We start from the raw sequence: 12,940 nt of genomic DNA, 5'->3' as shown, positions 1-12,940 counted from the left end.
GAACTCCGGCGGGAACGCTTTGGGCATGGTGGACATCCTTCCAGCGAGGAGCGCATCCTCACAGGTCAGGAGTCAACCGAACCGGGGGCAGTCCCATCACTTCGACACCCATGCCAGACACCTCCCGTCCGAGCCTGAGGAGACCGACAACGCGGTCAGTCATCACTGGGTGATTGACTGCCGTTTGATGTTGTCTGCCTCCGACCGAGCTCGCTGCCGGAGGATTTAGCCGGACCTCATCCCGGAACGTCGGGTCGTCTGACTACTTGCTCTTGACAGAATAGCTGCCATCCACTTCCTGCGCATCCATGCCACCGCGGCGAGCAGACACCGCCAGCCGGCCCGGCGGGCACCGCGGCTAGCTGCGGTGCCGCCGCGCGGCCCACCACTCGACCGGCCAAGCCCAGCACCGCGCGTCCCGCCATGACCACCACGAGTCAGAGCCCGTTCACGGCCAGCTCGATCCACATCTCGGTTACTTCCACTGTCGGGCGCTCAACCCGCCGATCGGTCTGAGCACTACAGCCGGGCCCCAGCTACGGAACCCTCCTGAACGCGGCACTTCCCGCGCTTTCGAGGCGATCGGCGCACCCCTCGCATGTCCCCGTGACGCCCCAGCGCTCTTGCCCCGGTCCCCATGAGCCTGATCGACCGCGTGCTCTGGATCGTGTTCCAGGCCGCCGGTGACACCAGTGCTGCGGAAGTATCTCGATTGGCACCGACCGCCGTCGAAGATGCGGACAGCTCGTTCGACCACGCCCCCGCGATGGCGCACATCCCCAGCCAGGAGCCTCCGGAGGACTACACGGCGAAGAGACGGTTCCTCCACCTACACCACCAACAGAGCCACGCTCACCCCTGGTCCGCTATCGCCCCCCGGACGCTGAAACCTTGGGGACCGACAAGGCCAACGGGTCCGGAGGCTGCGGCGCTTGATCCCGCTCGACGGGAGGCCCACCGAATGGCCAAGTGCGATGTCGCGCGGCCACGGGAGAGACCAGAACGCCCGCCAAACGACCAGCTGGCTTGTCAGTCGACACCCGAAATCCCCTTCCACACCAAACCTCCGCACCGGCGATTTGTTTCGAACGCGTCGCCTTTCCTGCAATCAGTTGTCAACGACAATCAACTGGACCAGATCGCCGGTTTTCCGCATAAGCTGCGTAGGTGGACCGCCGAGCAGACCGCCACCGCGCGACCTTGCGCGCTGTGCGCGGCATGGCGCTCGGAGGTGCCACCGCGGCCCTCGGCATCGCCGCCCGCCTATTGGGTGACGGCCAGATCCCGGACACCGACCTGGTCTTGCTCATGGCCGGAGTCGCCGGCTGGATCGGCGCGATCGTCGCCGACCGCTACCGCGGCCCCCTGACCACGATCGCCGTACTCGGGGCGGCCCAAGCCGTCCTCCACACCACCATGACACTCCTGCCCGGCACCGCACACGACTCCGGCCCCACTTTGAGCCTGGGGACCGGCGCGGCCGGATTGATCGCCGCCCACGCACTCATGGCGAGCGTGCTCGGTTTCACGCTGGCCCAGGCCGACGTGGCCATGGGGGCGGTACTCGGCCGCGTGCACAGAGTCTGCACCTCGGTCGCTGGCCCGCGGCCAGCACATGCGCCACTGTGGGCGCCCACCGCCCCGCAGCACGCGGCGGACCGGGCGAGAACGGTTCTCTTGCGACGTACCCGAGCTCGGCGCGGGCCGCCGGCCATCGCGTAGCCACCGATTTCACGCGAGCCTTCCGGCTCGCGCTACGCGAACGCACCCACACCCGCGAACTCGAACGTGCGCAAGGAACGGTTCACCATGCCTGCATCTTCACCGAACGACGATTTGCTCGGGCGAATCAAGCACCGCTTTCCGACCGTGCTCGGCGTGACGAAAAGAATCGCCGTCCGCGCGGAAGACATCCTCCAACGAGCGCTGGCGGCGACCGGCGGCAAGCAGAGCGAGGCCAAGATCTCCGCGGAGGCCCAGACTTACTGGGATCGCCCCGCCGGCGACCGCTGGGCGTCGAACTCCCACTGGCAGGACTCGCCGACGTTCCAGGGCAACGACCTGTGGTCGAAGGTCGGCCGCGAACACCTGGACCTCTTCGAGCGTGGTGCCCGGATGACCGGGTTCTCCCGTCCGTGGCGCCGCATCGTGGAGTGGGGTTGCGGTGGCGGCGCCAACGCGATCCACTTCGCACCGCGGGCCGAGGAGTTCATCGGGGTGGACATCTCCGCCGAGACGTTGAGCGAATGCGAGAAGCAGGTCGCGACCGTCTGCGACACGAAGTTCCGCTCGATCGCGATCGATGTCTCCGACCCCGAGGCCGCGATCGGCCGGGTCGAAGGCTGGTGCGACATCTTCGTGAGCTTCTACGTCTTCGAGCTCATCCCCACCCCCGAGTATGGCGAGCGTCTCCTGCGCATCGCGCACGAGATCCTCAGCCCGGGCGGGCTGGCCCTGATCCAGATCAAGTACGACGACGGCCGCTGGCAGACCAAGTCCCGCCGCCGCGCGTACCGGACCGGCCTCGCCGAGATGACGACCTACCGCATCGACGCGTTCTGGAAGCTTGCCGCCGCCTGCGGCCTGAAGCCCGAGGCCGTCCACCTGGTTCCTCAGAACGAGCTGGACGAGCGGTACGCGTACTTCTTCCTGTCGAAACCGGATGCGGTGCGTGCCGGCTAGCGAGCCGGCACCGGCCATCGGTCGTGCTCGCGGTCGATGACGTATTCGTGACGGTGCCGCCAGACGCCGTCCTCGACTTCGATCGCGTCGGCCAGGTGGTCCGGATCGCCGGCGCCATCGTGGGTGTGCTCGAGGACGGCGGTATCGGCTCGCGGCCATGCTCGGATCGCACCCAGCGCGCCGAGCAGGCCGAGGCCGGCAGCACACTCCACGTCAGACCGAAACCCGCCGCGGCGACCGAGACGTACTCGCCGGCGCCCATGGAGAACGCCCCGGCGACCAGCCCGGCCAGGCCGGTGAGCACGATGGTGTGCGGCGCGACCCCGCCGCCGCCGACTCCGGCGATCAGGGAGGCGTTGGTGACCAGCCCGTCCACAGCCCCGAACACGGTGGGCCGCAGCCAGCCGCCGGAGACGTCCCGGTGGCGGTGCGCCCAGCCCGGCCCGGTCCCCGGCGTCGAAGAGCGCGAGGCTAGGTCACGTTGAGACATCAAGGGCCCGATTCTTGCCGAGGGCGTCGTGTCTCGCGCGCCGAGCGGGGCTGCTCAGCGTCCTCCGGAGTCGCTGCGAATATGGGTGTCGAGGACGCGGACTTCGTGCTCGGAGAGCCGGTACGTTCGCATGAGCATCTCAGTGTTCACACCGGCCTTGGCCTGGTTGTAGACGACGAATAAGAGGGTCACCGGCATCTGCGGGAGTGCGGTGAGCAACGCTGGCGGCAGCGCGTTGCGCAACTCCTGCAGGAACGTGCGCCCGGCTTCTTCGTCGGTCCTCGGGCGGACTGATCGCTCGGCCTGTCGGCTTCTCCGGCGTCGTGTGGCTCGGTGGGCTGAGGGGGGTCGCGACGGTGGTCGCCCGGACATGGCTTGCCGCCTCCAGAAGGTAGGAAGGATGTTCGGCTCCCGTCAGCGGCCGGCCGCGCCGGCGGTTTCCGGGCTGCTGGGCTGGCCCTCATCGTCCTCGCAGCCGTCGGGTGCGCGACGGAAGGGCGCTGCCAGCGTCGCCACGATGTGGCGTCGATTGCGCAGCAGGACGGCCAGTGCGATCGCCGCGTAGACCGCGGACAGGGCGTATCGGGCGGTTTGCCCGGGAAGCGTGAACTGCACCGCGAACAACCCGAGCAGCGTCCACGCGGCCCAGCGGGGGAACCGCAGGGCCAGCAGCGCCGCGACGCCGAGCAGGGTTTGCGTGGCGGTCAGGAGGAACTCCTCGACCTGGCGCCCGTCCAGGTGCAGGGCGGCGCCTCCGCCGCCGGCCAGGTAGGCGATCGGGAGACTGCCGACGAGCAGGGTCCACTGGTTGACCTTGCTGGAGATCAGGGTGCCGATGGCGTCGTCGCCCTTGCCGCGGAGCGCGAACAGGATCGCCACGATGAACTCGGGTGCTTCCGACGCCAGCGGCGCCAGCCACTGCACCAGAAGGAACTGGTCGATGCCCAGCTGGGTGCCGGCGGCGATCAGGTTGTGCGCGAACGGCTCGGCGCAGGCGAGGATGACCGCCGCGGCGAACACGAACAGCGTCACGACCAGGATCCGGCGGGAGCGCTTGGGCAGGGCGCCGATCGTCGCGGCCGGGCCGACCAGGTGCGGCTCCGCCGCCTCGGCCCGGGAGACCTTCCACAGATAGAACGCGAAGAACCCGAGCAGCGCGAAGCCCAGCAGCAGCGGGATCTGACCGGTCGCGGGAATCACGAAGGCCAGAACCGAAGCGATGGCGAGGAAGCCGAGTTCGACGCGGTAGGGCGAGTCCAGCGTCAGCTCGCGCACCGTCCTGCCGGTGCGCTTCTTCGCGATCGCCAGGCCGATGAGCACCACCAGCGACCAGCCCAGGCCGAGCAGCAGACGGTTGGAGCCGGTCATGTTGGCCGCGGCGTAGGCGACGTACTCGGGGTTCGACCCGGCGGTGTAGGCGAAGTACAGGTCCACCGCGTACTCGGGCAGCACGGCGATGACGGCGAGGATCGCGATCGCCAGCCCGCCGGAGATGTCGACCTGCGCGGCCTCGGCGGCCCAGGCCAGGACGAACGACGCGGCCACCACGGCCATGCCGAACAGCAGCAACCCGAGCACCGCGCTCGGCTCGGCTCCGGTGACGCGCAGCGCGATAGCCGGGACGACGAGGGTGACACAGAGCCCGATCGGGCGCAGCAACTTGGCGAGCACGGAGCGGTTCCTTCCTGGGCGCGCGCACGCCTCGCCGCGACGTCCAGGGCCCCGGCCAGGCATGATCAACCGGCCGAAGGTCTTGCCCACCCACGTGGAGCAGGTGCCACCGCCGGAGAGCCGGGCTCTCGGTGTGTCGACAGTGGACTCGCGGGCTACTCCCCTTCGGAACAACCACACCGTGACCGCCGAGATCGAGTTACCGCAACCGTCGATCAAGACCCGCGAATCCCGAATGTCCGCTTTCGGCGGGTCCGCGGTGCGGTTTCGGCAGGGCGAACCGGCAGCGCCTGCGAACCGCAATCCGGCGCCCCGCCGGGCGAGTTCCTCTGCGGCGATCCACAGAATCGCTCCGTTGCCGTGCTCGGACGACGGTGCGGGCCGTCGCCGCGGCCTCGCATGACTGTGTGTCAGATCACTCGACTAGGTGCTGAGCAACTCGTCGCCAGGCCGCCGCGCGCGGAAGGCGGAGGCGTTTGAGATTGACGATCACCGTGAACCTTTCCTGCCCGGCCATACAGGGCGGCAGAGGCAGAGTGCCGCCCCGACGCCGAAACCGGCCAGGTTGACAAGGCTGCTCAGCCCGAAGGCTGCCGCTCCTGATCGCGACGCGGCGGGTGGTCAAGCGACTACCCGCTCCGGACGCGCGCCTCATCCGCCGCCGAAGACCCACGTCCCGCCTCCGGGCGGCTTTCGCCATGCGCAGGCACTCTTGTTGTCTATTTAGCACGGCCGTACGTGCCATCGAGCTGCGCCAGTTGTCATCTGGACATGCCAACTATCGCTGTCGTCACAGTTTGACAGCGCCGATTCCCTGTCGCAGGATCAAGCCTACGTAGTCGCACTTGTGTTCGATGACGTCGCTGACTTCCCACAGCGACCCTGGCGTGTGGTGTGGGAGCTCTGTCATGGCGTTCAACAACCCGAGCGTGCCCTGGTCCGAGGTCGAGCGGATCGCCTCCGGGCGCGCGCCTGTCCTTGGCGACGGCAACGACTCGCCCGCCTGGTCACGCAAGCGCGAGGGCTACGCCGGCGCGCCGGCCGACCTGCGCGACCGCCGCAGCCGAGACGACGGCGGCGACCGGCACCGCGCCCCCTACGCCGAGCTGCACGTCCACTCCAACTTCAGCTTCCTCGACGGCGCCAGCCACCCCGAAACCCTCGTAGAAGAGGCAGCCCGGCTGGAACTGGACGCGCTGGTCCTCACCGACCACGACGGCCTCTACGGAGCGGTCCGGTTCAACGACGCCGCCCGCGAGCTCGGCGTCCGGGTCGGGTTCGGCGCCGAGCTCTCGCTCGACCTGCCCGCCCCGCAGGCCGGCGAGCCCGACCCGGCCGGGTCGCACCTGCTGGTGCTCGCCCGGCAGCAGGAGGGCTACCACCGGCTCTGCCGCGTCATCTCCCACGCCCAGATCGCCGGCGGCGAGAAAGGCCGCCCCCTCTACAACCTTGAGGAGGTCGTCGATGAGCTGGCCGGGCACGTCGTCGTCCTCACCGGCTGCCGCAAGGGCCCGGTCCGCCGCGCGCTCGCCCGGCACGGCCCGTCCGCGGCGCGGTCCGAGCTGGAGCGGCTGGTCGACTGGTTCGGGCATCAGCACGTCGCCGTCGAGCTTATTAACCACCGCCAGCCCCTCGACGACGAAGCCAACGACCTTCTCGACGGACTGGCCCGTGACTTGCGGTTGCCGACGGTGGTGTCGAACAACGTCCACTACGCCACCCCCGCCGGCGCGCCGGTCGCCGACGCCGTCGCCGCAGTCCGCGCCCGCCGGTCAGGTGAGGAACTGGAGGGGTGGCGGCCACCGTCGGGGCAGGCGTTCCTGCGCTCGGGCATGGAGCAGCGGCGCCGGTTCGAGCGCCGCTATCCCGGCGCCGTCGGCCGCGCCGCCGTGCTTGGTGTGGAGGTGGCGTTCGACCTGCAGCTCGTCGCCCCGGATCTGCCGCCGTTTCCCGTGCCGGCCGGGCATGACGAGATGTCGTTCCTGGCCGAGCTCACCTGGGCCGGCGCCGCCACCCGCTACGGCACCCGCACCGAGAACCCGCGGGCCTACGCCCAGCTGGAGCACGAGCTGGACGTCATCAAGACCCTCGACTTCCCCGGCTACTTCCTCGTCGTCTGGGACATCGTCCGCTTCTGCAAGGAAGCCAACATCCTCTGCCAAGGCCGCGGCTCGGCGGCGAACTCGGCGGTCTGCTACGCGCTGGGGATCTGCCACGCCGACCCGGTGAAGTGGAACCTGCTGTTCGAGCGGTTCCTGGCCCCGGAGCGGGACGGGCCGCCGGACATCGACATCGACATCGAGTCCGACCGGCGCGAGGAAGCGATCCAGTACGTCTACGACAAGCACGGCCGGTTCCATGCCGCGCAGGTCGCCAACGTCATCACCTACCGGGCGCCGTCGGCGGTGCGGGACGCGGCGAAGGCGCTCGGGCATTCCCCCGGGCAGCAGGACGCCTACGGGAAACTGGTCGATCGCTGGGGCGGCGTCGCCGCGACGAAGCAGCAGAGCGCCGGGGAGATCCCGGCCGACGTGCTCGAACTGGCTGGCCGGATCGAGGACTTTCCCCGTCACCTCGGCATTCACTCCGGCGGCATGGTGATCTCGAAGCAGCCGGTGTCGGAGATCGTGCCGGTCGAGTGGGCGAGCATGGCGGACCGGTCGATTTTGCAGTGGGATAAGGACGACTGCGCGACCGTCGGGCTGGTCAAGTTCGATCTGCTCGGCCTGGGCATGCTTTCGGCGCTGCACTACATGATCGACCTCGTCGCCGAGCACCACCGGACCACCGTCGACCTCGGGAAGCTCGACCTGGCTGACCCGAAGGTTTACGACATGCTCTGCGAAGCCGACGCGGTCGGGGTCTTCCAGGTCGAGTCACGTGCTCAGTTGGCGACGCTGCCGCGGTTGCGGCCGCGGAAGTTCTACGACCTCGTCGTCGAAGTCGCCCTCATCCGGCCCGGCCCGATCCAGGGCGGCTCGGTGCACCCCTACATCCGGCGCCGCCGCGGCGAGGAGGAGTGGCAGCACGCTCACCCGCTGCTCGCCGGCTCCCTGGACCGGACGCTCGGCGTGCCGCTGTTCCAGGAACAGGTCATGCAGATGGCCGTCGATGTCGCGAGCTTCACCGGCGCCGAGGCAGACCAGCTCCGGCGCGCGATGGGCGCGAAACGCTCCAGCGCGAAGATGAAGGCGCTGATGGCGCGGTTCTTCGCCGGCTGCGAAGCCAACGGCCTCGACCGCGAGCTCGCCACCCGGATCTTCGAGCAGATCCACGCCTTCTCCGGCTACGGCTTCCCTGAAGCCCACTCGATGTCGTTCGCGCTGCTGGTCTACGCGTCCGCGTGGTTCAAGCGCTACTACCCGGCCGCGTTCTGCGCCGGGCTGCTGCGCGCGCAGCCGATGGGGTTCTACAGCCCGCAGTCTCTCGTCGCCGACGCCCGCCGCCACGGCGTCCACGTGCGCGAACCCGATATCAACGCCAGTCTCGCCCACGCCACCCTTGAACCCGATCCCGACAGCACCGGCGGGGTCGCGATCCGGCTCGGCCTTGCCGGTGTCCGGCACCTCGGCGACGATGTGGCCGAGCAGATCGTCACCGAACGCCAAGCCCGTGGTCCCTACGCCGGGATTGGAGACCTCACCGGCCGCGTCCAGCTCAAGAAGACCGCCGCCGAAGCCCTCGCCACCTCCGGTGCGTTCAGCCGCTTCGGCGGCGACCGCCGCCAAGACGTCTGGGCCGCCGGCGCGGCCGCCACCACCCGGCCCGGGCACCTGCCCGGCTTCGTTCCCGGCCTGGATGCCCCCGCCCTGCCCGGCATGACCCGCTTCGAGATCACCGCCGCCGACTTGTGGGCCACCAGCGTCTCTCCCGACTCCCATCCCGTGCAGTTCCTGCGAGAGCTGCTCGACGCGCTCGGCGCGATCACCACCGCCGCTCTCGCAGGCGTCGAGGACGGCACCCGGGTCTGGGTCGGCGGAGCGATCACCCACCGGCAGCGGCCGGCCACGGCCGGCGGGATCACGTTCCTCAACCTCGAGGACGAGACCGGCATGGCCAACGTCCTGGTCTCACCTGGGCTGTGGCAGCGCCAGCGCGTGGTCGCCCGTGCCAGTGCCGCGCTGCTGATCCGCGGGCAGGTCCAGGCTGCCGAAGGAGTCGTCACCCTCGTCGCTGACCGGATCGAAGCGCTCGACCTGTCGATGGCGACCGCACCGTCGCGCGACTTCCGGTGACCGCCGGCCAGCCCGCCGTCGGCGGTCCGCGATCCGGCGCCCGCGGCGAGTACGGCGATCTTCTGCCGATCCGGCCCGCCGCAGGCGTCCCCGTCCAGTGCCTGCGCGGGGAGTACCTCACCCACTACGGCATGACCCAGACCTACAGCCACCGGTACCGCCTGCACGGCACCCTCTGCGAAACCTGCCGCCTCATCGAAGCCCGCGACCAGGCCGAACGACGCCTGTCCGAATGGGCTCACCTCGACACCGCGATCCAGTACCCGCCTGACGCCGCGCCGCAGCAGGGACTTGTACTGGTCGCGCGTCCGCCCAGCGCCGACAGCCTCACCGGACACATCGAACTGCGCCTCGACGGCGCCGTCACCGGCACCGCCACCATCACTTGCTGCACGTCCTGCCGGAGTGCCACGCTCGACTACGTCCAGGTCGCCGCCGGGTACCGTCGGCTCGGCTACGGTCGCACCCTCGTCGCGGCCGCCCGCGCGCGCATGCCCGGCTACACCTGGACCGCGCCACTGCCGGAGGGCGGCATCGCCCAGGCCTTCCGCGCGCGTCTGCCCTACCCACGAGCAGCACCAGCATGCATCCACCAGCGGGCCTGCAGCGCAGGCTGACCTGTCCTTCCCTTCTGCCGTCCTTAAGCCCTGGCGCAGGTAGCCCCGAGCAGATTCGCATGAGCGCAGGTCAGAGTCGGCGGTTCAGCCGATCGGGTGCTTTTCTTCCAGGTCGCGCAGATCGGGCGACCTGGCCACTTGGCGTCTTTGCGCTGACAGCGTCCGCGCACCTCGGTGTCCGCTCACGGCGACACCAATTCCAGTGCCTTGAGGAATCGGCTACGATGCGGATGTCCCACTCCGGGACGCCTCATCGGTCACCTTGGGCTCACTCATGGCGACCCCTCACACCCTACTGGAGGAGCTGTTTGCCCAGGTCAGAGCAGTTATTGAACCCACGAGGCAAGTTCTTAAGACTCTGCCGAAGCTTAGATCGAAGGATTACCGGAACGAAACTACACGCGGAGATGATGTCGGAAAGATATGCCGGAAAGACACATCAGTAAGGCACAGCTAATCCGATGAACGAACGAATGAAGTTACTGCGCTCGTCCGCGAATCTAACTTCGGCGGATGAGGCGAACATGGAAGCGCCCGAACTGCGCGAACAGTCCGGGCGCGGTGGACCGAACTCTTATCAACCAGCAAGTCTCCAAGGGGAACGATCCGTAATGGATTCTAACAGTCGAAACGATAGAGAGCCCAGCGACAGCGACGCGCATCGCCGCAGGTCAGCGACCTGGCGGCGCGTGTGCGCGGTCGTCCTGGCACTCCTCGTGCGCTCGCAGGACAGGGGTGCGGGCATGCCGCGGGCGACGCCGAGCCTTATTGCCGGCCTCTTCGCCGACCGCGAGTCAGCCGACCGGCTGCACCGGACCATCCGCCTTGTCGTGGTGGGTGCGGTGCTGGTCGTCGCGATGCCAAGCAGCGTGCTGATGGTGCACCCGGAGGTGTTGACGGCGATCGTCGCCGCGAGATGACAGATTGACGACGACGTCGAGGTGAGTCAGCCGGCGCGCATGCCCGTGGCGCGCCGGCTGCTCCGTACGTACCCGTTGTTGAGCTGTTCGAGCAACAGCGACGAGGGAAGCGTTGGTCGCGACAGACCGCCATGCGCGGCCTTGGGTGTTGAAGCGGGGCATCGGCCGCAGCGCGCAATACCCGAAAGAGAGCCGAGAGAAGCCATACCTGGGCACGTCGGCGCTCGCACGCGTTGTCGCTCACCACGAAGCATCGTCGGCCGCGCGAGTATCCGCGAAGTCGATGAGCGCCTGGTGTAGTTCGGCGACGTGGACGTAGCACAGCTCCACCGTGCGGTCATGGACCCGTGTCGCGGCCTCGACGACGGGCCCTGCGATCGTGACCCAGCCGTCCTCGGTCCGCGGGTGACTCCATCGGCCGAGGTCGCTGTTCACCCGGCCGATGAAGTCGCAGTACAGGGCATCGCCGAGCACCTGGTCGAGTGTGGCGATCACCGGGTCGACGTCAGTGATCTCGAATCCGAATCCGCGCTCGGCTGACGCCTCCTCGACGTCCAGCTGGGGCAGCGTCACATCGTCCGGCACGGCACGCGCGGATCTGGGTGCGCGTGTGGTGGGTGCGGTGTCTGCGGGCGCGGTCCGGCGCAGACGGGCGCTGTCGGTGAACATCTCGACTGCCCAATGACCCATCTGCGAGGTCGGCTTCAGCAGCACGCCCACGATGTCCCCCCGTTACCGAGCTGGCTGGATGTGTCCTTCCCGCCAGTGTGGGAAAGACCGGCCGGGTAGCGGCGCGCAAACCGAGGCAACCACCCGAAAGGGGGGAGCCCTTCAGACGCTCCGGTCAGTCGTAGATCCCCTCGACCGTCCACTGCGGGTTCTGGCCGATCGTGACGGCCAGGATTAGGGCTCTGGTGCGGTCAGCGGCCGAGTCGGCGAGGACCATCTGTACCCGGGCTGCCGCTCCCGGCGGGTTTCCCGCATGCACGGTCGGACGGTGCAGCCACGGGCCGGCCCAGCTGATCACCGGAAGCGCAGGATCGCCGTCGACCGCGACCGTCACCGGAAGCTCAGTCAGCTCCCCACGCATAGTGCACCCGACCTCACGCCCGGCGGCGCCGTGAACGACCGCCGGGACTGCGCGGCGCGGGACTGTCGCCGGGGACGGCGCCGGCAGCCGACCCGGCCACGGCGCATCCGCGGTCACCGCGGCCCGGGGATCGCCCCACGGGATCAGACGAACCCGCTCGGCTGGACTCCGGCCGCCGTCCAGCAGCGGAGTGAGCACCGCCTCGGGCCCGAGCAGCCCCTGGATGCGCACCATCGCGCGGCCAGCGCGCTCGGCGGCGTCGGCGTCCCGGCCCATCGCGCCCAGCTGCAACTGCAGTGCCTCACCGCCGACCAGTTCCTCCGGCACCAGCCGCAGCCGGATGATCCCGGAGCTCGGCCGGTCGCCCGCGTTCGCCGTGAGCCAGCCTTCGCACTGCCAGCGCACCCGGTCCGCGGTCGCGCGGGCGGTCAGCGGTTCCGCGCACCGCCACACCCGTAGCCGTTCCTCACCCGACTCGGTCACCGCCACGATCGCCAACCGCGTGCACGCCAACCCGTGGCGGGCCAGTCCGGCGAAGAAGCGCTCACCCAGCGTTTTCGCGATGAACGCGGCCTCGTCGATCCGCTCCAGCGGCGTCTCGAACTCCTGGATCACCTCCAGCTCCGGCGGCAGGGCACGGCGCAGCGGTGGCCGCTGCGACAAGCCGCGGGCGAGCCGGTGCGCGAGGATCGCATCGCGCCCGAAGCGGCCGGCGACGTCCCGCTCCGCGATCGCGGCGAACGCGCCCAACGTCCGCAGCCCCAGCCGCGTCAACAACCCGACCAGCTCGCCGCGATCGTCCCCCGGCTGATCCAGCTCGGTGATCGGCAGCGGCGACAGGAACCGCGCGGAGCCGCCAGCGGCGACGAAAACAGCCCGGCGAGCTGCGAGGGTCGCGGCGAACAGCCCGTCGGCGATCCCGATCTGACACTCCACGCCGGCGTTCGCGGACACCTCGTCCAGCAGCCGCTCCGCCAGCGCCTCTTCGCCGCCGAAATAGCCGGCGGCACCGCCGACCGGGACCGCGACGACCCCAGGTCGAACGACTTCGACGCCCACCGCGTGCTGCTCCACCGCGGCGGCGACCGGTTCGAACACCCTGGCATCGCGATCCGGATCGTGCTGGTGCACCACCAGCTCCGGGCATCGCGACTGGGCGTCGCGGCGGCGCATCCCGCGCCCCACCCCGCTGCGGCGCGCGGCCGCGGAGCAGGCCACGACCCGGTTCGACAACC

The 12,940-nt window shown here is 69.5% G+C and carries 9 protein-coding genes and 1 pseudogene; 5 read left to right on the top strand and 5 right to left on the bottom strand.

Translation table 11 applies throughout. The features are described from left to right. Positions 1 to 1,167 precede the first annotated feature (1,167 nt). Entirely contained in the window at positions 1,168 to 1,722 is a 555-nt protein-coding gene (locus ACWEVN_RS40410; protein WP_452054816.1) for a hypothetical protein, read from the top strand. Positions 1,723 to 1,878: 156 nt separating this feature from the next. Further along, on the top strand, positions 1,879 to 2,682 hold the full coding sequence (locus tag ACWEVN_RS40405; protein ID WP_452054815.1) for a class I SAM-dependent methyltransferase: 804 nt from the start codon (positions 1,879 to 1,881) through the stop codon (positions 2,680 to 2,682). 289 nt (positions 2,683 to 2,971) lie between these two features. Here the strand turns inward: ACWEVN_RS40405 and ACWEVN_RS40400 are convergent. The 3 genes and pseudogenes from ACWEVN_RS40400 to ACWEVN_RS40390 form a co-directional block, all read right to left on the bottom strand. Then, positions 2,972 to 3,172, bottom strand: a pseudogene (locus tag ACWEVN_RS40400) (VIT1/CCC1 transporter family protein); the annotation flags it as partial. 54 nt (positions 3,173 to 3,226) lie between these two features. Continuing rightward, a complete protein-coding gene (locus ACWEVN_RS40395; protein WP_452054814.1) occupies positions 3,227 to 3,415 on the bottom strand; it encodes a hypothetical protein in 189 nt (62 codons plus the stop codon). 171 nt (positions 3,416 to 3,586) lie between these two features. Continuing rightward, positions 3,587 to 4,843 (bottom strand): sodium:proton exchanger, encoded by a 1,257-nt coding sequence (locus tag ACWEVN_RS40390; RefSeq protein WP_452054813.1) that lies wholly within the window; start codon positions 4,841 to 4,843, stop codon positions 3,587 to 3,589. A gap of 908 nt (positions 4,844 to 5,751) precedes the next feature. On the opposite strand from ACWEVN_RS40390, the gene ACWEVN_RS40385 reads away from it, so the two are divergent. The 3 genes from ACWEVN_RS40385 to ACWEVN_RS40375 all read left to right on the top strand — a co-directional run bounded on the left by ACWEVN_RS40385 (position 5,752) and on the right by ACWEVN_RS40375 (position 10,615). Next, entirely contained in the window at positions 5,752 to 9,078 is a 3,327-nt protein-coding gene (locus ACWEVN_RS40385; protein WP_452054812.1) for an error-prone DNA polymerase, read from the top strand. Next, positions 9,075 to 9,695: a GNAT family N-acetyltransferase gene (locus tag ACWEVN_RS40380; protein ID WP_452054811.1), complete on the top strand. Its 621-nt coding sequence runs from the start codon at positions 9,075 to 9,077 to the stop codon at positions 9,693 to 9,695. Before ACWEVN_RS40385 ends, ACWEVN_RS40380 begins: the two co-directional genes overlap by 4 nt. Positions 9,696 to 10,438: 743 nt before the next feature. After that, entirely contained in the window at positions 10,439 to 10,615 is a 177-nt protein-coding gene (locus ACWEVN_RS40375; protein ID WP_452054810.1) for a hypothetical protein, read from the top strand. Between the two features lie 240 nt (positions 10,616 to 10,855). On the opposite strand, the gene ACWEVN_RS40370 is transcribed toward ACWEVN_RS40375, so the two are convergent. Together ACWEVN_RS40370 and ACWEVN_RS40365 are read right to left on the bottom strand one after the other, a co-directional pair. Further along, a complete protein-coding gene (locus ACWEVN_RS40370) occupies positions 10,856 to 11,335 on the bottom strand; it encodes a hypothetical protein (protein ID WP_452054809.1) in 480 nt (159 codons plus the stop codon). 124 nt (positions 11,336 to 11,459) lie between these two features. Further along, a partial coding sequence (locus ACWEVN_RS40365; protein ID WP_452054808.1) for a DNA polymerase Y family protein occupies positions 11,460 to 12,940 on the bottom strand: 1,481 nt, incomplete at its 5' end.

This window comes from Amycolatopsis sp. NPDC003861 (assembly GCF_053605405.1).
The sequence above is the reverse complement of the archived record's forward strand: the minus strand, read 5'-3'. Positions and strand labels throughout refer to the sequence as shown.